Source organism: Amycolatopsis alba DSM 44262 (genome assembly GCF_000384215.1).
GTDB classification, from domain to species: Bacteria; Actinomycetota; Actinomycetes; order Mycobacteriales; family Pseudonocardiaceae; genus Amycolatopsis; species Amycolatopsis alba.
In genome coordinates this window covers 7,841,196-7,862,448 of record NZ_KB913032.1, presented here as the reverse complement: position 1 = coordinate 7,862,448, position 21,253 = coordinate 7,841,196, and the positions used below count along the sequence as shown (strand labels likewise).

Sequence of the window (21,253 nt, the reverse complement as noted above, 5' to 3'; positions counted from 1 at the left end):
TCAGAAGCCCAGGCCGTTTCGCAGATCGGCGGCTTCGGTGTCGCTCGCATCCATGTCTTCGTCGTGGTGCTGGTACCGCTCGTCGTCGGTTTGGTCTCGCTCAGCTGCGGCGTTGTCGCTGAGGGCCGCCGTCTCGACGCCGTCGCGTGTGTCTCTCGCGGTTTCGACACTGAGCAACGCGTCAGACCGCTGGTCTTCCGGATCGTGCGGTATGGCCATGATGTCCCTCCATGTGTGGGTGATGGTGTTCCAGGCCTGGGCCTTGGTTCCCAGGTGGCCGGGTTCCGGGCCCAGGGGCGCGTGCGGGCTATTGCCTGTGACGTGGAAGTGTTCGCGGTAGGCGGCAGCGAGTCCGATAGCCTCATCCCAACGCTGGGCAGCGGAAGGATCTGCCGGCCGTGGACCGATGTGGGAGGCCCACGCGGGGCGTTGACTCAGCACCTGTTCGCGCAGTTGGTGGATACGTTCGGCGATCTCCCCGTTGAGCGCGTCGAGGCGCTCGATCCGGCTTGAGGGACCGCTGGTGTGGCCGTGGTCCGCCACGGCTTGCCATGGAAGCGGGAGATGATATCCGCTGCCGGAGTCGAACTGCGTCGCCAGCGCGGCCACCAGTGCTTCTCCCACCTGACGTGGTGTGACTGCGCCAGTGTGCTGGGCGGTCTCAGCGACCTGTGCTGCTGCGTCTGCCAGCGCCGAGTCGGCGGTGAGTCCACGGTTTTCGCCGCCTGCCGCGTGGCGCCACACGATCCCCCATCGCTCGTCGTCGACGTCTGCCTCGGGCAGGTGCTCGACGACGAGGGATCGCCACCGCGAGACCTGGTTGTCGTCCGGCACTCCGACTACTGCGGGCGGAGCGTGGGTGGCGACGTGAGCGGAGATGCGCTTCGCGATGACGGCGGCCGGATCGTTCGCCCAGCCGAATCCGGTCCGATCGGCGACGGCGCGGACCAGGCGCTCGGCCTGCCAGCCGAGATCCTGGGCGCGGGCCAGAGCGGCGAGTGCAGCCGGTTCTGCGCCAGCGTTGATTGCGCCTGGGACGTAGCGGGCGAGGGCATCGAGGTATCGATCCTCGTCGCCGTCGCGAGCGTGCAGGTCGTACTTGCGCACGAGGACGTCAAGCGTCTCGGTCACGTACCTGTTCTCGACAGGCTCGAACTCGATGAGGGTGTCTTCCTGCGCGGCAGATTCGACCACAGCGGGAGCATCCTGGTCGGGAGCCGTGGTAGTTGTTCCCTGGACCAGGGCGTCCCATTGGGAGGTCAGTGTGTGCCACGCGTGAGCGCGAGCACCGTGGCTGCCGGGGGCAGGACCGAGCGGCTCGCCGGGGTCGGCGCCCGAGATACGGAAGGTTTCGCGGTAGCCCGCAGCGAGCCCCACCAGGTCATCCCACTGTTCTGCCGCGATCGGGCTGTCCGGGCGCGGTCCGAGCTGGGCCGCCCAGGCAGGTGCTGCGCGGATGGCGGCGGCACGAAGCTCGTCAACGCGGGACGCGATCGCGGCGTTCGTCTCGGTGAGGTACTGGGCGTGGCCGGGAACGTGGCGGACGAAGCCGAAGTCAGGCCGCGCCAGCCAGGGGACCGCGGGTCGATGGGCTTCGCCGAACTCGGCTCGGCGCTCGAGCTCGGTGATCAAGACCGCGTCGGCGTACTGGTCGTCGGACATCGGATCTGGGCAGGAAGGGCGGCCTGCGAGCCGGTGCGCGACCATCGTGAGCGCCGCGTCTGTGTCGAACCCGGCTGCCAGCGCACCGGCGGCGCGCCGCCAGACCCGGTTCCACTGGGGGTCTTCGACAGCTACGTGCGGAGCGATCGCGTCGATGAGGCCGCGCCATCGCACAATGTCCTCGTGCGAGGCAGGAGCTGTCGGCTGTGGTGGAGGCTGCTGCTTGACGTGCGTGGCGATGCGCAGGGAAAGCACCGCGCCAGGGTCATTGACCTTGTGCAGCGGGCCGCCACGCAGTGCTTCGCGGACCAGCGGGTCGGGTTGCCAGCCGAGGTCGTGAGCGTTGCGCAGGGTCTGGATCAGGGCGGGTTCGCTGTCCAGATCGACGGTCATGGGGGCGTGCCGGGTCAGCACCGCACGGTAGCGCTCTTCGTCGCGGTAGGTCGCGGTGTAGTTGTAGCGCAGCACGAGGGTGCCCAGGGAGACTTCGACGTCCTGCGCCTCACGCAGCGTTTCGGTGGCCGAGACTTCGGCGCCGGAGTGGTGCAGGACGCCGGTGAGCACCGCTTCCGGGGTTTGCGCCTCAGGGGTCTCCTGGTGCTGATCGATCACGTGATGGACCGTGATCACGTACATGAAGTTCTGCCACATGGCGCGGGTGATGCCGGGATAGAACTGCTCGCGAGTCATCGTCGGAGGTACCAGCAGATGAGCGTTCCCGGTACTGGTCATGCCCTGAACGCGGTTCACGGTCGCCGCGTACGCAAGCTCGACATGCGCCTTGACGTAGTCCGCGGGCAGGGTGATGGTTCCCTTGTGGGACCGGTGAGTGACCGTGATGCGGCCGTCCCTGCGCACTGACTTCACGGTCCAGACGTCACCGTTCTTCACGAAGTCCTGGCCGCCGTACAAGCTCAGCAGGCGCTGGTTGTGCCGGGTAACGACCCAGTCGCCGACGCTGGCGGTCGTGGTGTCGTGCAGATCGACTTCGCGGCCGCGGACGAGGTCGCCGCGCTGGAGCCGAACATTACGTGCTTCGGTGTTGAGCACGACGGTGTCCGCGTTCGTCGGGACGATCAACAGCGACTGCACGCCGCGGTCAAGGTCAGCCCGCCAGTTCGTGTGCGCGGCGTCGCGCATGGTCTCCAGGGAACCGTCGAGCACCCGGCCGGTGTCGAAGTAGTACTTGAGTCCCTTCGGGTTGGCGTTACGGATCTGGAGCGACGCGGCCGCTTGATCGAGGCGGTCCTCGCCCTGGAATCGCACGATCTCCCGGAACCGCACCGCGCCGACGTCGTGCGCGATCAGCCGGATCGCGCCCCCTGCCTCGACCGCGGCGAGCTGCGCGTCGTCACCGATCAAGCGGACATCTGCGCCGCGTCGCAGCGCGTACTTGACCACTGAGTGCAGCGTGTGGGTGCCCGCCATAGCCGCCTCGTCGATGATGACCAGGTCCCCGGCCGCGATCGGGAACGCGCGCTCAACGAACCCCAAGCGCTGTGCCGTGGTCAGCTGGTGCAGAGTGTGCGGCCGTGCGCCGATCGAGGCTCCGAGTTCTTGCGCGGCACGCGCGGACGGGCCGAAGGCGTACACGCGATGCCCGGTCCGGCGCCAGGCCGTGGCGAGCACCTTCATGGCGGTAGTCTTCCCCGCGCCGGCCGGAGCCAGCGCGAGTTGCAGGCGACGGCCGGAACGGGCGAACTCGGCCACCATCCGCCGCTGTCCGGAGTTGAGTTTCTGGCCCGCCATCGCCTTGTCGACGGTGCCGGGGAGCAGACGGTGACCGCCGCCGCGGCGAGCCCAGGCGACCAAGTCGCCCTCGGCGGCGAGCGTGGCGGTGGTGGTGTAACGCGGCGAGCGATGCTCGACGAAGACCGAACCGCCGTCCCGGCGACAGAGCGACACTGGTTCCGCGACCGCCACGGGTCCGGTCAGCGCGAGCGTGTCCGGACGGGCCAGGACTGTGGCGACGACGTCGTCCACAAGCTTTTCCCGTGCCGCGGCGGGCAGTGTGAGATGCGCGGACTGGCGGTGGGCCTCGGCGGCGAGGTTCCACCACGAGAAGTGGCTGTAGTGGTCGGAGACGACCTGGCGGGTGACGCGGGCCAGCTTCGCGACGTCGACGTCCGGCGCGTCGTTCGTTCCGGTGAGGAACACGCGTCGCCCGAGGACGTCCAGGATGCTCGCGGGGACGATGGTGATCGCGTGTTCCCGCCACACGCGCAGGTGTTCCGCCAGAGTTCGGGGAGGCTGTTTCCCTGGCCGGTTGTCGTACTGCGCGGCCCGGTTGATCGCGAAGATCTCTTTCGGCTTCGGTTCGCGGCCGTGAGCCTTGGTGAACTCCACGATTCGCTTCGCACGTGCCGCCTCGAACTGAGTGTGCCGCTGCGAGAACGCCTTCACCAGCGACACCAGTATCCCGGCCAGCTGCCATACCGGTCGCGTCATGTCGACGCCGTGCGCGGCCCGCTGCGTCCACGACGCACCCTGTTCCCGGAAAAGGTCACGCACGCGGCTGTCGAAGTACTCGCTCGCGGTGACCGTGGCGGCCAGAATGGTGCGCCCGTCCAGCGCAGTCCACTCCCCGTCGTCGCTGCGCTGGACCTTCGAGGAGATCAACGCGTGAATGTGCAGATGCGGGTCCGAGGCACGGGAATCCCAGTGCTCGAACAGCGCGGCAGTGATGCCGTTGACGTCCACCTGGGCCTCGCCCAGGTTACCGCGGCGTGTGAACACGGCGTTTCGTTCCACATAGGACAGCGTGTCACGGGCTGCCTGGCGCACGATGCCGGCGATCAGGTCGCGCTCGATCGGCTTCGCATTGGCCCACGCGAGGGACACCGACTTGTCCGGAGCGAACACCATCTCGAACCCGGACACCGCGTTCTTCAAGCTTCGCTTCTGTTCAGCTAGCCACTTCTGAAGTTCCTTCTCGCCTTCAGGTCCGACACCATCATGCGCCTTCGTGAAAGCGGCGACCTGGAAGGCGTGACGTAGCTTGGCGCGCTTCGCCGCGGGAATCGGTGCCCCTACGGGACGACCGTTCTCGCGGTTGTAGTCCTTGTAGGCCTGCGAAACCTGGCCTCGCATATGGTCGAGGGAGGAGTAGTGCGGGAACCGGCGTCCCAGCCGCGTCGCTCGCAGTGCCTCTTCGGCCGTGGCGCCGTCGGCGATCATCTCGTTCTCGATGGCGTCGGCGTGCGGATGCCGGCCCTCACCGAACAGGGCGTCCAGTTGCGCAGCGCTGACTTCGCCGGACAGTCCTAATCGGTCTGCTCCGGCGCCGAACCATTCGCCTGCCGGGTAACCACGGGAGAGGTAGTAATCACTCAACAGCTCGCCGGGTTCGAGCTCCCGGTCGCGATCAGCGCATGCGACCGAGTTCGTGAGGTACTCGTGACCACCAGGGCTCAGTTTGCGTAAGCCCATCATCATCTTCCACCGTACGCGCGAAATCCGGCGATGCCCACCCGGTTACTGGTAGGGACGCGTATTCGATCGGCGCGTGTTCGTCTGCGGAAGTCGCGCCTGGCGCGGGATCTGCTGTGTAGGTAGACGGCGGAGACGGGTAGGATCGCGGCGAGTGTGGCGACGAAAACGATCTCGGAAGGAGCGCCCACAGGCCCCACTGAGGAGCATTCGTAACGACGGAGGCGTAGCGCTCCAGCGCGCGGAGTCGGACGCCATCAAACCGGCGCCCGCGAAACCCTGGTCCGGTGGATCGCTGGATTGCCCGACATTGGTTCACGGAGTTGAACGCCTGCACATGGGTAGAAGCGGACGTTCGACGAACGTACTCGCCCGGTGACATGCGCAGACGTTCGCAAGTGATCAGACCTTGCCGGTCTCGGATACGTCGTTGGTGATCCGATCGACGAGTGCGGCAAGCTGTCCTTGTGCCGACAGCAATGATCACCGCAAGCGCGAGCGTACTGGTCGCGGTTCTCGTGTTTGTTCTCAACCAGCGTGCTCAGATCCGGCAAGAGCGGCGTCAGGCTCGGCTGGCAAGGGTGAACAGCCAACTCCGCGAGTTATGTGGGCCTCTCAACGCGCTTGTGGAGGTCAACGAGCGCGTCTGGAAGGCCCTGCGCGATTCGGGGCTGCCCGGTAAGGCGAAACGGAGCCCTTCGGGTGCCGACAGGGACTGGCGGCGGTGGAGAAGCCAGGCGTTACAGCCGGTCAACCTGCAGATGCGTGACCTGATCGTCGAACATGCCGACCTCCTGATCGAGCCCGAGCTTCCGCAGGCTCTGCGCGACTTCTGCGCCCACGCGACCGCAGTGGAGATCGTATTAGCGGCAGAGGCCGACGGCGCGCACGAGCGGGCCCTCATCGCCCATCCCGGCGCTCCGTTCGCTACGTACGTGCGCGAGGCTTTTCTCCGTCTCAAGCACGAGCAGCAGCATCTGCTGGCTGCGGTGAACCGGCCTTGTGAAGTCCGGGCCGAGTAGCGCACGATCCCCGGCTTCCCGGCGCCCTGTGGTAGCGTCCAGTAATCAGACTTTATTACGACGAATCCCGACAATTGTACTGCGGGAGGCGAGCATGAGCACCAACAACGCCGAGATGCTCCTTGGGGCGGGGCCATCGGGCAAACCGCTGGTCCGGGTGTTCCTCAGCTTCGCAGGGCGGGACGAGGCACTGGTTCTGCGTTTATGGGACCTGCTGGCCGAGGCGTTGATCATCGATCGCGTCTACGAGTTCCAACTCTGGCGATCCGATGATGCAATCCTTGTTGGCGAGAACTGGGACGACCGGATTCACGGCGCGTTGTCGGCGGCTGAGATCGGCGTTGTCGCGTTGAGCAACGCCTTCCTCGGCAGCGAGTACATAACTGGAGTGGAACTGCCCGCTCTCGTCGACGTCCCTGGCAAGCGTGTGGTTCCGTTGCTGCTCCGGAAGGTCAGCAAGCAGGCGGACTGGCACGGGTTGAAGAGCAAGCAAATCTACGGCTACGAACGACCGTTCAGCGACGCGCGCGGTATGTCGGCGCGGGACGCGTGGGTGAACGGCCTTGTCGCGGAGGTGCATCGAGTACTTGCGCGCTACGCGATACGCGCCGACAGAGAGTAGCAGTCGCACCATGCAACGGATATCTCCCGCCACGGCTAGAGCCCGGCTGCTCAGGGTCCCCTTGAGCGCTGTCGACCGCACTGCGATGAGTGTACTGCTGGACGCGATGGGCACGGCGGACGAGTTGACTGTGGAGCAGGTGCAGCATCTCCTGTTCGCCGAGCGGACTCCGGCGGCCGGGACAAAAGCGTTGGAGCGCTTGGTCAAACAGGTGAACACCGACGCGGTAGACAAGGGGGCGGATCTCCAAATACAGGTCCACGGGGCGAAGAAATTGGGTGCGCGGGGCCGGACGCTGAGCTTCTGGGCTGAGCGTGACGACGTGGTTGGCGCACCTCTGCGTGAGCACGAGGCGGTTCGTGATGTGCTCATCGAGGACCGGAAGGCGACTGTGCTCGGGCCGAGACGGCTTGTGTTGTGCAACGCCCCGGCGGACGACGCAACAGCCGGACCTCTGTGGGACCTGTTGTTCGAGGCTTTGGTCGGTGAGCAGCACGGAATCGCTGTGTGGCGGTCCGATAAGGACGTGCTGGCCGGTGACGACCGGGAAAGGCAATTCCGCATGGAGGTGGCGGGCAGCGAACTGGTGGTGGTCGCGGTAAGTAACGCTTGGTATGCGCAACCTGCGCTCGGCGAGCCCCTGCGCACCTATAGCGGTTCCTTTGGCCCGACGGTGATGCCGGTACTGTTACGGCCGACGAGCTCACGTGCGGGTGGCTTTGAGACCAAGACTATCTATCCCAGTGGGTCTCAGGCTGTCCCGTTCATTGGGCTGAGGAACCCGGCCCGGGACAAGTGGGTGAATGGCCTCGTCGAGCACATCCACCGCCAGCTAGACCGCGCGAGCGCGAAGCCGCTGGACATGGGCACGAAAGACCGGCGCATACTCAAGGAGACATGCGGGGACCAGTTCTTCGACCTGCACGGCCGTCCCGGAGGCATGGATCCGAACACGGTTGACGGTGCGCATGACCAAGAGCGGCGGGTCGAGGACGTCGTGGCATACCTCATGGAGTGGGCACGTGACCCGGACAGCGCTCCGCTTGCCGCGCTGCTGGGAGAGTACGGAACCGGCAAGACCATCACCTGCCAGGAGTTGACCGAACGGCTGCAGGCCCAGCCAGCACCATTACGCCCCGAGCCGCTGTACTTCGACCTCCGACGTCTCGGAAACCTGAGCAACATTGTGCCGCCCCTGCCCGCCATTCTGACCGAGTGCATCAATCACGGTTGGGCGGCCAACAACATGCGGCTCCCTTCAGGGGAGGAGGTCATCGCACGGGCCCAGAACGTACCCACCCTGTTCATCATCGATGGTTTGGACGAGGTCCTTGTCCGGCTCGACGCCGCTCAAGGTGCAGACTTTACCCACGAGTTACTAAAGCTCCGCCCGATCCGAGTGAAGAGCAAGGGCACGGTCTACGCCCCCTTCGCCGGGGTGGACACGAAGGTGCTGCTGTCCTGCCGGACTCACTATTTTAGATCGCTCCGGGAACAGTCCAGGCACTTCCTTGAGTATGACCGTGATCTCGCAACCGCCGAGGACTACGTCGCGCTGCTGTTGTTGCCGCTCACCGACATGCAGATCCGCGGGTACCTGAACAAGGCGCTGCCGGACCAGGACGTCGCACAAGTGATGGACATGCTGGGAGCGGTTCACGACCTGTCCGACCTGGCAACGCGCCCGTACACGTTGACCAAGGTCGCCGCGCAGATCCCGTTCATCGAAGACCGCCTCTCACAGCAACGGCCGGTGCACGCGGCCACGATCTACCGGCAGGTTCTACGCGATTGGCTCGAACGAGACCGCGGCAAGCACCGCCTGCGTTCCGATCACAAACTCACCTTGATGGCTCGACTGGCCGCGTGGTCGTGGAGGCGTGGTGCCCGGCGGGTCGACAGCGCCGACCTGGACGACTGGCTCGACGAGCAGCTCGCCACGGATCCCGCGCTTGGCAGGCGCTACGGGAACATCTCCCGCGATCAACTCGAGGAGGACCTGCGCACCGCCACGTTCGTGGTTCGCAACGACCACAGCGGGCCTGACCGCCCCGACTTTCAGTTCGCACACAGCTCCATCCACGAGTACTTCCTCGCCCAATACTTATGTGACGCGATACACAACGATCGCCGGGAGGACTGGTGCCTTCCCCACCCGTCGGTGGAGACATTAGACTTCCTGGGCCAGCTGATCGCCGACGACGACGATCAAGAGGCACTCCGGGCAACTCTGAACCGATGGCGTACGTCGTACTTGGAAGGAGCCAGTGAGCTGTGGCTCCGGTACGCGCTACACGCCAGAGCGCACGAGCGACCACACCCCACCCTGGCTGGCTGCGATCTCAGCGGCGCGCGGCTTCGGGGTTGGGAATTCATCGGTACAAGAGCCGCCCCGCTTATATTCACCGCCGCCAACCTGGCCGGAGCAGATCTGCGCGAAACCCGCTGGGGCCACGTCGATCTCACCCGAACGCGCCTTGAGGCCGCCCGCCTCGAACGATCCGTGCTGCACGAGACCGCAATCGTCAACGGAACCCTACGCAATGCCGACCTCACCGGTGCGTTCCTCCACCGCTGCCGCCTGGATAACACCGACTTGACCGGCGTGAACACCAACCAACTCCGTCACGTCCATAGCGGTGACTACCTACCGACCCCGCAGCCGCCCGTCCGGACCCAACTCCGGTCAGTCACCAGACACAGTGGCTCGGTCCGGGGTGTCGTGTTTAGTCCTGATGGGGCCCGGCTTGCCGCCGCCAGCAGCGACGGCACTGTGCTGATCTGGGATGTCAGCACCGGTGAGAACTTGCATACTCTCACCGCTGGCGACGGCTTGCTCCGGGGTGTCGTGTTTAGTCCTGATGGGGCCCGGCTTGCCGCCGCCGGCACCGACGGCACTGTGCTGATCTGGGATGTCAGCACCGGTGAGAACTTGCATACTCTCACTGCACACGCTGGCCCGGTCCATGATGTCGTGTTCAGTCCTGATGGGAGGCGGCTTGCCGCCGCTGGCCGTCATGCTGCGCGGATCTGGGATGTCAGCACCGGTGAAACCCTGCACACCTTCACCGCACACGCCGGCCCGGTCCGGGGTGTCGTGTTCAGTCCTGATGGGACCCGGCTTGCCGCCGCTGGCGACGGCACTGTGCTGATCTGGGATGTCAGCACCGGTGAAACCCTGCACACCTTCACCGCACACGCCGGCCCGGTCGAGGGTGTCGTGTTCAGTCCTGATGGGACCCGGCTTGCCGCCGCTGGCGACGGCACTGTGCTGATCTGGGATGTCAGCACCGGTGAAACCCTGCACACCCCTACGGCACAGGACGGCCGGGTCGAGGGTGTCGTGTTCAGTCCTGATGGGAGGCGGCTTGCCGTCGCTGGCCGCCGTGTTGTGCTGATCTGGGATGTCAGCACCGGTGAAACCCTGCACACCTTCACCGCACACGCAGGCCCGGTCCGGGGTGTCGCGTTCAGTCCTGACGGGACCCGGCTCGCCACCGCCAGCAGCGGAACTGCGCGGATCTGGGACCTCAGCACCGGTGAAACCCTGCACACCTTCACCGCACACATTGCCATGGGCCAGGATGTGGCGTTCAGTCCTGACGGGACCCGGCTCGCCACCGCCAGCAGCGGAACTGCGCGGATCTGGGACCTCAGCACCGGCGAGAACTTGCACACTCTCACTGCACATACCGACTGGGTTTGGGGTGTCGCGTTCAGTCCTGATGGGAGGCGGCTTGCCGCCGCTGGCCGCCGTGTTGTGGTGATCTGGGATGTCAGCACCGGTGAAACCCTGCACACCTTCACCGCACACGCAGGCCCGGTCCGGGGTGTCGTGTTCAGTCCTGACGGGACCCGGCTTGCCGCCGCTGGCCGCCATGCTGTGGTGATCTGGGATGTCAGCACCGGTGAAACCCTGCACACCTTCACCGCACACGCCGGCCTGGTCCATGATGTCGCGTTCAGTCCTGACGGGACCCGGCTCGCCACCGCCAGCGGCGACGGCACTGTGCTGATCTGGGATGTCAGCACCGGTGAAACCCTGCACACCTTCACCGCACACGCAGGCCCGGTCCGGGGTGTCGTGTTCAGTCCTGACGGGAGGCGGCTCGGCACCGTCGGCCGCCGTACTGCGCGGATCTGGGATGTCAGCACCGGTGAAACCCTGCACACCTTCACCGCACACGCAGGCCCGGTCCGGGGTGTCGTGTTCAGTCCTGACGGGACCCGGCTTGCCGCCGCTGGCGGCCGTACTGTGGTGATCTGGGATGTCAGCACCGGTGAAACCCTGCACACCTTCACCGCACACGCCGGCCTGGTCTATGATGTCGCGTTCAGTCCTGACGGGACCCGGCTCGCCACCGCCAGCGACGACAACACCACGCGGATCTGGGATACGAGCACAGGACAGCTAGATCTGCTGTTGGCTTCGTTCAGCAGAACCTCGACGGCGTCATGGTCACCAGGCAGGGACACGTTGCTGTCCACGACTGGCGATGCCTGGCTGTTTCTGCGAGCAGCATGCTTCGACAGCCAGAACCGCTTGGTGGGCCTTCAGCCGTACGAGCTCTACTACAACGAGTCAGGTTCGACCGCTGCCTCCTAATGAAGAGTGCAGATCCGACTCGGGCGTGGAGCGCCGACGGGCTGGCGGCATCGGAACCTCTAGCACGCACCGCGCCTGTACGAAGTTAACCAAGCACGCTGACATCGGCATTTCCGAAGGTTCGATTGCCTTTGCCGTGATCGCTGCATCACCTGCTGTCCCGCCCCCGCGACAGGCTCGGAAGACCCAGCTATTCGTTAGGCGCGCTTCGTACCGCGGTACCTGCTGCGGGTCTGCGTTGAGCTCATGCGCCCACAATGAGCAGGTTCGACCTGCGCCGGGCCTCCGGTGCTGGGTGCGCCTTCGGCGGTCAGCGCGCCCCTGGCCGTTGCGGTCGCTGGTGATCACCCGCTGCGTAGCGAGTCCAGGTGGAGCCGGCTTGGATGGCGAGGGTTTCGGCGGTGCCGGCGTGGTAGTCGAGCATTCCGGCGATGACCGCAGCTGGTGCTTCGAGCAGGAGTTGGCGGATCGTGGCGGTGCGGGCGTCGAGGCTGGGCAACCCGAGGTTGCGCAGCCTCAGGCGTAGTGAGGTGGTGTGCATCGGTTGCCCGGCCCGGCGTCCGGGGAACAGGTGGCGGCTGGTGGGGTTGCTGGCGGAGAGCATGTTGGGGCGGTTGTCGATGTAGTCAATGAGCACCTCGGCGAAGGGGAGTGGCACCGGGATTGGCGGGTCGCCGAGCCGGAGCAAGACTTGGTCGTCCTCTTGCAGGACGTCGTCGATGGTCAGCTGCGCGATCTTTACGAGTGGTTGCGCATAGAGAAGGATCAGCAGCGCGAGGACCCGGTCGGCGGCGGGAATGGTGTGGTCGGTTAGAACGCGGCGGATGTAGGCCAGCCGTTGTCGCTGGCTGAGCCGGGCTCCAGCGTTTTTGGCGACGGCAGGGAGCCGCAAGTGCCGTAGTTCATGGTGGGTGATGCACCAGCGCAGGAACGCGCGGGAGTGACCGCGTCGGCCGAGATCAGTGGCGAACCAGCGGTCGATATCAGCCTGGCGGCAGGTTTCGAGGGTCCGGCCGTGCCCGGTGAGGTGGTTCAGGAACTGTTCGGAGATCCGCATTAGGTGCCGGGCGCTGTTCGCGCGGCCGGAGTTGTTGGGCTCCTTTTCCGCGGTCTTGCGCAGTTGCCGGAGGACGTGCCAGGTCGCGAAGCGTTCGAGTACAGCGCGGTGTTGAGGGTTCTCGACCGTGGCCAGCCAGCCGGGAAGCCACTGTTCGAGAAGGAACAGGAACCGGTCCACCGGTGGCAGAACGTCGGCGTCGACGAGCAGGTCCCGCAGGTGGATCACGGCCCGCCACGGCTGGAGCGTGGCCAGTCCTTCGTGGGTGAGCGGCACCTGACCGCAGGCCAGCGCGCGCAGGAGCGGCGGAATGTGCGGTTTGGACAGCCACAGCAGCCCGGCTCGGGGGCGAGGCATCGTACGGAAGGACTTGTAGAACGGAGAAAGCTCGGGCCGGATCCGGCCGGTCCCGTCGTCCAGCAGAGCCGCGAGCCGTTCGGAGAGTACGCAGCGCGCGCACGCGCCGACCTGGTAGCGCGGACCCTCCTGGCCGCAGCGGCTGCAGGTAAAATCGCCAAGCCCGCCCGCGCAGTCGGTGCACAATCGCGTGCCTGCCGCGCTGATCCCGGGCAGCAGCCGCTCGACGCCGCAGCCGCCGCAACGCCCCCGTGTGTGCACGGCATCGTCGTAGCACTTCACGCACACCGGGCCTTCGGGCCAGCGAATCCGGGTCCTCAGCCGCGGATCCCGCAGCCTGGTTTTCTCCACGTCAGTGCACACTTCCCGGCCGCAGCGGCCGCAGACCTCGCTGAGAAGGGTCATTCGGTGGTGGTGATCCGGGCGCGTGCGGGCCGCAGCTCGGCGGCACCGGCCGACCGGGGACGGTCGGCGGTGCCGGTCTTTCGGATCCCGACGTTCTCCGCGCCGGTGACGATCAAGTCCGCTGGAGTGGTTCCGAAGATGTCGCACAAGGCGGCCAGTACCTGAAGCGATAACCGTTCCGGTGTGCCGGTCGCCAGCCGGTGTACCTGCGAGACCGACAGGTAGATGCCGCGCTCGTGCAGCGGGTCCACCAGCTCGGTGGTCTGGTACATGCCGTGTTCGGCCATGATCTCCCGCAGTCGCCAGCTGTAGCTGATCGACCGCTTCTTGTCCGTCATGGAATCTCCTCAGTCCCAGCCCAGGGCCTTGTTTATCGTTCCGTCCAGCACGCGGCGCAGCGTGCGCGTGCGGAAGTCCGAGGACACGCACGTGTAGATCGAGGTCGTGCTCGCGTGGTCATGACCGACCTGTTCCTGCACAAACCGTGGATCCCAGCCGTCCTCGATCAGGTGCGTGACGTATGAGCGGCGCAGCGAGTGGAAGTCCAGTGCGAGATCAAACCCGAGCGCGTCTCGGTAGGTCGCCAGCTGCCGGTTGAGCGGGCTGGTGCCGATCCGCAGGCCCCGCTCCGACGGCCACAGGGCCGGATTGTCGTCCACGCCGAGCAGTGGGCGCACCTCGGTCGACCATTGCTCGACGACCTCGGGCACCCAGTCCCAGACACACAGCACGCCGCGCCGCTTCGGCGGTGACCCCTTCCGAGCCTTGCCATGCCGGACTTGCAGCACACCGAACTCGCCGAACTCCGGCCCATGAGGGTTCCGGCCGAAGTCGGTGACGTCGAGCATCCGCGCCTCGTTGCGGCGCAGCCCGAAGCCATAGGCGATTTTGAGACACGTCGCGTCCCGGAACGCCGGCAGCCAGCCCTTGCGCCCCGACGCCCGCTTCCGGGCCACCTCCTCGTCGGCGTAGTCGAACAGCTCCTGCAGCTCCACGCGGGTAAAGGCGCGCTTACTCGCCTCCGCTTCAGAGTCCTCGACATGTGCCGCGGCGTTGATCTCGGTGATTACCTGTATCGGATGCGTGCCGAACCGGCGCTCGCACTCGGCCGCCCATTCGTACGCCGGATCGGTGAGGAACGCGCAGAACCTGCGCAGTGCTCCCTGGTAATTGCGTACAGTGGACCGCGCCAGGTGCCGGACTGCACGCAGGTCGGCGAACCATTCGTCAGCCAGCTGCGGCGTCCACAACCACGGATAGGTCCCGCAGTGCTCGGCGAAAGCTCGCACCACCCGACGGTCGCTGTCCGCTGTTGAACGCGCCAGGTTCCTGGCCAGAAGCTGGTTCTGCCAGCCGTCCAGCATTGCGGCGAACAGCTGCTCCTCCGGATGCAGAAGCGGCACCCCGGCGACCAGGTACAGCCCAGCAGCGCCCGCCGGCAGGTCATCCAGTCCCAAGAAGCCCACCTCCACCAGGTCGCATTCAGTGCGACAATATCGCATTAGATGCGATCGCGCCTGGTGGCGACCTTCGGCGGGCTCACCGCAAGGCGCTGCTTAGACCGCCGCTGTGTGCATTATTCTCGGACTCGCAAAGCCGCGTTGACGCCCACTCAAAGGGTTCCACGACCGCCCGTTACCGGCCGCGTTAAGCGTGGTGCGTGTTTGCATCAGATGCGATTCGCCCCGGATTCAGATGATCTGCAAGACGTGCTGTGTGCGGTGGTGGGCTGGGCGGCTGGTGAGGTGGCGGCGGTGGGGGTGTGGTCGGCGGTGGAGTGGTGGTGTCGGGCGGGTGTGGCGTGCGGGAGGTGAGTGGGCGGGTAGGTGAGCGGGGGTCGGTAGGTGAGCGTGTCACGTGGCGTGCTGGCCGCCGGGCGGGTTGGCCTCGGCGCCGCCTGCCGGAGTGAAGCGTAGGCCGGTGGCGCCGAGGCCAACCCTGGTGACCAACACAAGAAAGCGGCCCGTCAGCCTGTGGCTGACGGGCCGCTTCACTTCGGTGATGGTGGGTCTACCGGTTCGCGAGTTCCGTTCGTAGCTGCGTCAGGTAGCGGCCGAGGAAGTTCCTGCCGGGGCGTGCGCACCTAGCCTGACCACAGCGGCAGTCTCCCCAGAAGTCGTCATGCCAGCGGTTTCCCTCCACCAGGCGGGCGGCACCGGTCGCGAGAAGCTGACGGGACAGGTTGGGATCGGCGAACTTGGCACGCAGTACGGCGCGCATCACGATGTGACGGCCGCTGTCGTCCCAGTCGGGACGCAAGGTGATGAGTCGCCCGCGTCGCTTCGCCTCCTCGGGCCTCGGAGCTGCGGCGATGAGGCACCGCTCTAGCAGGTTTGTTGTCTTAGCTGCTTGGAACGCTGCTTCGTTCGTGGTGTAGGGGATTCCGCCCGCGCCGACAATGGTGTGCCGGTAGAAGTTGCTCAGGAACTCGTACCGTCCCCGAAAATTCTCGATGCTGTCCATCGGGTTCTCCTCGTGGTCGGGCTAGTGCTGGGTGAGGTGGGCGATTTCGTGTCGTATGGTGTCGGCGGTGACCACTTCGGACACGGTTCCCTGCGTGGTGGCCCATTGGGTGTGTCGGGTGATTAGTTCGCGGAGGTAGGCGGCGACTGATGCGGGCGCGTTGGTCGGGATGTGGTCGGCGTCGGTGAGCTGCTGGTCTATCTCGCTGAGAATGTCGTGAAAGGAACGCACGGTTTCGGCTCCCGCCGGGTAGGGCCTGGCACCTGCATGCAGGTGCCAGGCCGTTCGGGTGTCAGGCTGCGGCGAGTGCTGGCGCGGTGCGCGGGCGTGCTTGCAGGCTGCGCAGAACGTCTACGGCGTCGAGTCCGTACAGGGTGTCGATGATCGCGTTACCAGGGTTCGGGCGCTGGGCGGCGATCGCCACTTCCTGCCGGATGACGTGAAGCGGCACCCGGTCCCGCTCATAGCATTCAAGGCATCGGCCGTCGCTGCTGTCGGCGGTATGCGTTTCCAGGACAGGGCGTTCGAGGTTGCACGCGGAACACTCCGCGCTCGTCGCGATCGGGACTAGCGCCATGACGTCGTAGTCGTTGTCGGTCACGCGGCGGCCGGTGAGATCGTCGACACCGTCCCGGCTGTCGTCACGGTCGCGCGTGCGCTGCCGTTCGTCCTCGTACCGGTCGACGGTGCCTTCGTTCTTGCGGACCACTCCGGCGCTGGGGATCGCGCGGACAACGGCGCGGAAGTGCTCGTCGTATTGCTGTTCGAGTTCGCCGACAACGGTTTTCGCTTGCGCGCGTTTCTCGGCGGTCTGCCGCTTCCGCTTGGTTGCTTTGGCTTCCGGTCGTTCTGGCGCGGGCGTGGTGTGCTGCTCGGGTGTGGGGCGTTCGACGGCTTCGGCGTTGCGTCGGCAATTCTCGGAACAGTAGTTCATGTCTTCGGGGAGTACGCCGTCACAGTTGCCGCACCGGTGCGGCTCGTCGGGTGTTTCGGTTTCGATCCGTGCCTGTCGCTTGGCGGTGCGGGCGCGCGCGACGTCGGCGCGTGCTTTGCTGGCGTACACGCATGCCATGAACAGTGTCCGGTTCTGTTCGTCGAGCTTCGGCCATACCCGGTAGCCGGTCTGGATGGCGTCGACAACGGCGAGGTGGTCCGCGCTGGGGTTGGACAGCAGGACTGAGCACGCCATGTACGCCTCACGGTGCGCGCCTTGGGTGACGGCGTTGAGCCACTGCAACGCGGTAGCGGCGTCCTTGACGCGCGGCGGGGTCGCGCGCAGCATGACGGTAATGTCGTTCGGCTCTGTCGCCGTGATCGCGTTGCGGGACTGTGTGGAGTAGACACACGCGCTGTAGAGTTTGCGCTCTAGTTCGCCGTAGCTGTCCCATTCGGCGTGTGCGGTGCGCACTCCGGCCAGAATGTCGGCGGTGATCTGGTGGTCGGTCTTGAGCGCTGCGGCGCACGCGGTGAGGATCGCGGGCGGCTGCTCGGAGCTGCTGACAAAGATGCGCTGTAGTTCCGTCAGTGCCGAACGGACGCGCGGCGGCTGGGACTGCAACGCGGTCACGATCTTTTCCACGCTCGACCGGTGCGTTTCATGAATGGTTGAAATCATGATAAGTGATCCTTAATTGCGTTTCTTGTTGCGCTCGGGTTTGGCGTCCCGATTGCCTTGCATGATCAATGCTACTGGGTGTTTCCGCTGGTCACAAGCAAAGGTAGGCCTATCCGAGTACTCCTTTTCGGTGAATTCATAAATCGTGATCTCTAATTTTCACGGGGTTGACGAGACGGCTTTTCTATCGTGTGAAACTGGGTGTCGCTCGTGTATGTCTGCGGGTGGAGTGGTCGCGTTGCGGTAGAGGTGACCGGGTGCTGAGTGGGTGGTGGGTGGCCCCGGCGCACCTGGGAGCAGGCCTCCGGCCTGCCCCTTAATGCCTGTCCAAGGGAGCAAGGGGACCCGAATGCAAGGGTGGGGCCTCAAGATGTTTTTTGGCCACGCTTTTCGGTCAAAAAACATCTTGGGGTGCCCTTGCATTTGGGGCAGCGACCGGCACAATGCCGGGGCCACCCACCACCCGCGGACGGGACATTCACGATGAACCGTGCCATCGTCAGGATGCCGACAAGGCGGCCGTATGCCAGCTGGATCGGAACGCTGGCCGGCTCCGTCGCCCCGGCCGGCGACGGCTACCCTGGAGCGAGCGCTCCGTAGGCCTGATTGCGCCTCTTGGCGGAGCGTCAGCGGGACCGCCGCGGCTTTGGCGAGCCGCCGCTTGCGGTGGTAGTCCTCCGGGGCTGTCGCGGCGGACCCGCGCCTGACCTGACCGGGGGAGTGTCCGAACAGAACTCGGCGCCACTGTGCCCGCTCCGCGCCGACGGCGTCACGGCAGCGGCGGCGGTAGCCTCGGAGGTATGACCGCAGCCCTCCCCAGCGGGAGGTTCGGCATGGCGAAGAACACGGCGAGGCGGCGACGGTCCACGGCGGCGCTGGAGCGCTTGGAGTCCGCGCGGCTGCGCCGCGCGGCGCAGCTGGAACGCGAGCGGGAGAACGAGCGCCGGATCGATGAAGCTCTTGGGCCGTTCGCGGAGGCAGCGGCAGCGGTCGAGGCCATCGAACGCAAGCGCGACGGCCGGATCTCCGCACTGGAGGACCAGCTGGACCGCAAACTAGTGGAACTGGACCGGCAGAAGGACGTCAAGGCCGGCGAGCACCATCGCCGGTGTGACGAAGTCCGCGCGGACGCGGAGATGGAAATCGCCGAATGGCGTCAGACGATGAGCGCGTCGGTGCGGCAGATCCGTGCGGCCGAGGTGACGCTCAGCGCGACGGCGGCGATGCTGGGCCTGTCTGTCAAAGCCGTGACGGCCCTTCTGCGCGATAGCGCCCACGACGAGGCGGAGGCAACCTCCCAGGGGGACGCTGCCTCGGCGCCGGCGTCGAGCTTGGCCAGCTCGTCTGCAGTGGACTCCCGGACGCTTCGGACTGACGGGAGCCCCACAGACGAAGGACAAGGTGGGGAGCCGCCGTACCCGGACGACGGCGTCGACGGCGTCGACGACGGCACATGGAGCCGCGAGGAGTCGGACTAGGCGGCGAGCCGATAGTCGTGGCGACGGTGGAGACCTATGAGGGGGGGTGGTCAGCACCTTTGTCCGGTGCTGACCACCACCCGGTGTTCGTTCAGGGAGCCGTGACGTGGTGACGCGCGCGGTACTCGGCGCCGCGGCGGGCGTGCTGTTCGAGCGTGCGCTGCTTGCGCCAGCGGTAGTGGACGACGACCCCGGCGAGGCCGCAGCAGAGGATGAACCCGATCGCCCATCGGCTGGGGGCGGGGCTGGCGGTGAGATCCTCGAGCCCGCCGATGAAGAAGAACCCAGGCATCATGATCAGCCCGGCGATGACGAAACGCCGGGACCGCTGGTTCAGTCTGGGGCGGATCGTCTTGCGGGTGCCGTGGGCGACCACGAGCCCGGCGAGCGCGCCGAGGACGAGCGCACCGGGCAACACGGCCAGCTGTGCCGGGTTGGTGAAGACGGTCGCGAGCATGGCGGCGTACCCGACGGGGACGGTGCCGCAGAACACTCCGGCGCCGGCGGCGAGGGTCAGGCCCGAGACGGTGATCCCGTAGCGTGTGCTCATCATTCGAGCGTAAAGCACCCGGAGCACGCTTGAGGGTGATCTTCCAGCCGGTGGCCGCCGGGACGATCGCGTCGGTCTGCCCGGTTGGTCAGCCACAGTTGAGCCTCATCGCGCGTACTCCCGCTGGTCGGGCGGCAGTCGTTCTGCCGGATGTTTGCCAGGGCGTAGCCACAGTTCGGCCCAGCCGTCGACGGGGCCGCGTCCGGCGTGGCGCAACAGGTACGTGGCGAGACAGCCGAGTGCCCGCCGCGCGGCGGGGGTGGTGGCGTCGGGATCGGGTTCGAGCTGGCTCCACAGCCGCACCGGGTTGTCGGGGATCGAGCCGGTGGACACGAAGGTGTAGGACTCGTTGTCGGCCCCGGAGTAGAAGTGTGCGGCGATTGTGCGCGCGAAGGCATGGCTGGCTTGGCCTTTAAGGCCGGTCTGTGATGCGTTGTGTGTAAAGGGCGGCTTCGATGAGGTTGGCGGTATTCACGTAGTTCTCCAGGGCGGTGGGAGCGGGGTGATATGAGGCGAGGCTGGTGGCCAGCCGGTCTGGCTGGCCACCAGCCTCGGGGTGAGCTTGGGTCCGGGCGTTGGTGTAGTCCTGGCGGGGGGCGCGAATCGGCTCTGTCGCTGCGGCAGACTCACACGAATTGAAGATGAAGCCAAACCAGGCGCTCGTTGCGGAACGTTTGAGGTGGAGGGCGCCCTGCTAGGCCAGCGGTTGCTGTCGGTGCCGCGTCGCTCAGGATGCGCGCGAGTTCACGAGCGAGTACGACGTCGCACCTTCTCGCGTTCTGCGTCGACGATGTTGACGACGCGAGCTGCGAAGGCAGCGATGGCGTCGAGGCTGCCTTCGATGACGTAAGCCGATGATTCCGGCTCGCCGATGACGAGACCATGATTTCCATCGTCGAGGGTTTCCATCCCCAACTCACTACCCGGCTGGGCGAGCTTGACGTCAACGCTCGGTGGGTTGAGCTCGTACCTGTCAGTCATCAGAGAATCTCCCGAGGGAACGAACGACAGTTGCGTCGGTGCCGGTGGGCCAGCTGGTACGGCTGGCCCACCGGCACCTGGGTGGGTTAGTTGTCCGGCCGGTGGGGAAGTCCCGGCCGGACAACTAACCCGGCCTAGAACGGGAGGTCGCTACCGCCACCGGCACCGGCACCGGCACCGACGAGTTCCTGCTCCGGGGCAGGACCCCACACGTCGTCGACGGGAGCGGCCGCAGCCGCGGGTGCGGCGGAGGTGGTGGGCTGGGCGCTCTGCGTCCTGGTCACCTTGTTCACCGTCGCGGTCGCGTAGCGCAGGGACGGGCCGATCTCGTCGACGTCGAGCTCCACCACGGTCCGCTTCTCACCTTCGCGGGTTTCGAACGAGCGCTGCTTCAACCGGCCCTGGACGATGACGCGCGCGCCTCGAGTCAGGGACTCGGCCACGTTCTCACCCGGCTGCTGCCAGATGGTGCAGCGCAGGAAAAGTGCCTCTCCGTCCTCCCATTCGCCGGTGACGTTGTTGCGCTTGCGCGGGGTGGACGCGACGGTGAAGTTCGCGACCGCCTTCCCAGAGGGGGTGAAACGCAGCTCCGGGTCGGCGGTGAGGTTGCCGATGACGGTGATGACGGGTTCGCCAGCCATGGTGTTCTCCCTGGTTGCTGGGTGAGTGGAACGCGGCGCAGCCCTAGCGCGGCCGGGGCGGGGGTCGTTCCCGGACCGGCTCGTCCGTCCGGTGTGGACCGGCCTGTACGGAGCGGGCACGGGCGGACGATGGGTGAGCGGCTGGTTCACCTGGGCGGATCGGGCCGGAACTCCGGGAACGTTGCCCCCGCCCTGGGTGTGCTGGACTTTGTGCGGTCCACACATCCAGGACCAGGGAAACATCAGACAGATGATGTGGGTGTGGCGGTTGGGGGCTGGGGAAACGCCCATCGGGCGTTTCCCCAGCCCCCAAACGAGTAGGCAGTGTCCCGGCCTTCTCGTCATCTGCCGTCAGTGGAGAGCCG

The 21,253-nt window shown here is 66.2% G+C and carries 15 protein-coding genes; 4 read left to right on the top strand and 11 right to left on the bottom strand.

Features of this window, described 5'->3' with window-relative positions; genetic code table 11:
• Entirely contained in the window at positions 1 to 5,097 is a 5,097-nt protein-coding gene (mobF, locus tag AMYAL_RS0136605) for a MobF family relaxase (protein ID WP_084702247.1), read from the bottom strand.
• 461 nt (positions 5,098 to 5,558) lie between these two features.
• Between mobF and AMYAL_RS0136600 the strand changes: the two genes are divergently transcribed.
• The 3 genes from AMYAL_RS0136600 to AMYAL_RS48065 all read left to right on the top strand — a co-directional run bounded on the left by AMYAL_RS0136600 (position 5,559) and on the right by AMYAL_RS48065 (position 11,341).
• Positions 5,559 to 6,113 carry a hypothetical protein gene (locus tag AMYAL_RS0136600; protein WP_143267958.1) on the top strand — a complete coding sequence of 185 codons (555 nt, stop codon included), beginning with the start codon at positions 5,559 to 5,561 and terminating at the stop codon, positions 6,111 to 6,113.
• A gap of 94 nt (positions 6,114 to 6,207) precedes the next feature.
• Positions 6,208 to 6,735, top strand: a complete 528-nt coding sequence (locus AMYAL_RS0136595) for a toll/interleukin-1 receptor domain-containing protein (RefSeq protein WP_020636260.1) — start codon at positions 6,208 to 6,210, stop codon at positions 6,733 to 6,735.
• Between the two features lie 10 nt (positions 6,736 to 6,745).
• Positions 6,746 to 11,341: a WD40 domain-containing protein gene (locus AMYAL_RS48065; RefSeq protein ID WP_020636259.1), complete on the top strand. Its 4,596-nt coding sequence runs from the start codon at positions 6,746 to 6,748 to the stop codon at positions 11,339 to 11,341.
• A gap of 310 nt (positions 11,342 to 11,651) precedes the next feature.
• Here the strand turns inward: AMYAL_RS48065 and AMYAL_RS0136585 are convergent, their stop codons facing one another.
• The 6 genes from AMYAL_RS0136585 to AMYAL_RS0136560 all read right to left on the bottom strand — a co-directional run bounded on the left by AMYAL_RS0136585 (position 11,652) and on the right by AMYAL_RS0136560 (position 17,238).
• Positions 11,652 to 13,106 carry a site-specific integrase gene (locus AMYAL_RS0136585; RefSeq protein WP_020636258.1) on the bottom strand — a complete coding sequence of 485 codons (1,455 nt, stop codon included), beginning with the start codon at positions 13,104 to 13,106 and terminating at the stop codon, positions 11,652 to 11,654.
• A 50-nt stretch (positions 13,107 to 13,156) separates the two neighbouring features.
• Entirely contained in the window at positions 13,157 to 13,498 is a 342-nt protein-coding gene (locus tag AMYAL_RS0136580; RefSeq protein WP_020636257.1) for a helix-turn-helix domain-containing protein, read from the bottom strand.
• 9 nt (positions 13,499 to 13,507) lie between these two features.
• On the bottom strand, positions 13,508 to 14,626 hold the full coding sequence (locus tag AMYAL_RS0136575; protein ID WP_425332243.1) for a tyrosine-type recombinase/integrase: 1,119 nt from the start codon (positions 14,624 to 14,626) through the stop codon (positions 13,508 to 13,510).
• A 544-nt stretch (positions 14,627 to 15,170) separates the two neighbouring features.
• Positions 15,171 to 15,623, bottom strand: coding sequence for an NADAR family protein (locus AMYAL_RS0136570; protein ID WP_020636255.1), 453 nt, complete (start codon positions 15,621 to 15,623; stop codon positions 15,171 to 15,173).
• A gap of 21 nt (positions 15,624 to 15,644) precedes the next feature.
• Complete coding sequence (locus AMYAL_RS0136565) at positions 15,645 to 15,854, bottom strand: hypothetical protein (protein WP_020636254.1); 210 nt, start codon at positions 15,852 to 15,854, stop codon at positions 15,645 to 15,647.
• 61 nt (positions 15,855 to 15,915) lie between these two features.
• On the bottom strand, positions 15,916 to 17,238 hold the full coding sequence (locus tag AMYAL_RS0136560) for a hypothetical protein (RefSeq protein ID WP_143267957.1): 1,323 nt from the start codon (positions 17,236 to 17,238) through the stop codon (positions 15,916 to 15,918).
• A gap of 800 nt (positions 17,239 to 18,038) precedes the next feature.
• On the opposite strand from AMYAL_RS0136560, the gene AMYAL_RS0136555 reads away from it, so the two are divergent.
• On the top strand, positions 18,039 to 18,716 hold the full coding sequence (locus tag AMYAL_RS0136555; RefSeq protein ID WP_020636252.1) for a hypothetical protein: 678 nt from the start codon (positions 18,039 to 18,041) through the stop codon (positions 18,714 to 18,716).
• Between the two features lie 91 nt (positions 18,717 to 18,807).
• On the opposite strand, the gene AMYAL_RS0136550 is transcribed toward AMYAL_RS0136555, so the two are convergent.
• The 4 genes from AMYAL_RS0136550 to AMYAL_RS0136535 form a co-directional block, all read right to left on the bottom strand.
• A complete protein-coding gene (locus AMYAL_RS0136550; protein ID WP_039794709.1) occupies positions 18,808 to 19,266 on the bottom strand; it encodes a hypothetical protein in 459 nt (152 codons plus the stop codon).
• A gap of 105 nt (positions 19,267 to 19,371) precedes the next feature.
• Positions 19,372 to 19,599 carry a hypothetical protein gene (locus AMYAL_RS0136545; protein ID WP_020636250.1) on the bottom strand — a complete coding sequence of 76 codons (228 nt, stop codon included), beginning with the start codon at positions 19,597 to 19,599 and terminating at the stop codon, positions 19,372 to 19,374.
• Positions 19,600 to 20,010: 411 nt separating this feature from the next.
• Positions 20,011 to 20,247 carry a hypothetical protein gene (locus tag AMYAL_RS0136540; protein ID WP_020636249.1) on the bottom strand — a complete coding sequence of 79 codons (237 nt, stop codon included), beginning with the start codon at positions 20,245 to 20,247 and terminating at the stop codon, positions 20,011 to 20,013.
• A 134-nt stretch (positions 20,248 to 20,381) separates the two neighbouring features.
• Positions 20,382 to 20,888, bottom strand: coding sequence for a single-stranded DNA-binding protein (locus tag AMYAL_RS0136535; protein ID WP_020636248.1), 507 nt, complete (start codon positions 20,886 to 20,888; stop codon positions 20,382 to 20,384).
• Between the last annotated feature and the right edge of the window lie 365 nt (positions 20,889 to 21,253).

Bases quoted from the DNA above. Each gene is read 5' to 3' on its own strand.
- AMYAL_RS0136550 (WP_039794709.1), bottom strand. From the start codon at position 19,266: ATGAGCACACGCTACGGGATCACCGTCTCGGGCCTGACCCTCGCCGCC.
- mobF (WP_084702247.1), bottom strand. From the start codon at position 5,097: ATGATGATGGGCTTACGCAAACTGAGCCCTGGTGGTCACGAGTACCTC.
- AMYAL_RS0136570 (WP_020636255.1), bottom strand. From the start codon at position 15,623: ATGGACAGCATCGAGAATTTTCGGGGACGGTACGAGTTCCTGAGCAAC.
- AMYAL_RS0136560 (WP_143267957.1), bottom strand. From the start codon at position 17,238: ATGATTTCAACCATTCATGAAACGCACCGGTCGAGCGTGGAAAAGATC.
- AMYAL_RS0136595 (WP_020636260.1), top strand. From the start codon at position 6,208: ATGAGCACCAACAACGCCGAGATGCTCCTTGGGGCGGGGCCATCGGGC.
- AMYAL_RS0136535 (WP_020636248.1), bottom strand. From the start codon at position 20,888: ATGGCTGGCGAACCCGTCATCACCGTCATCGGCAACCTCACCGCCGAC.
- AMYAL_RS0136540 (WP_020636249.1), bottom strand. From the start codon at position 20,247: ATGACTGACAGGTACGAGCTCAACCCACCGAGCGTTGACGTCAAGCTC.
- AMYAL_RS0136580 (WP_020636257.1), bottom strand. From the start codon at position 13,498: ATGACGGACAAGAAGCGGTCGATCAGCTACAGCTGGCGACTGCGGGAG.
- AMYAL_RS48065 (WP_020636259.1), top strand. From the start codon at position 6,746: ATGCAACGGATATCTCCCGCCACGGCTAGAGCCCGGCTGCTCAGGGTC.
- AMYAL_RS0136555 (WP_020636252.1), top strand. From the start codon at position 18,039: ATGACCGCAGCCCTCCCCAGCGGGAGGTTCGGCATGGCGAAGAACACG.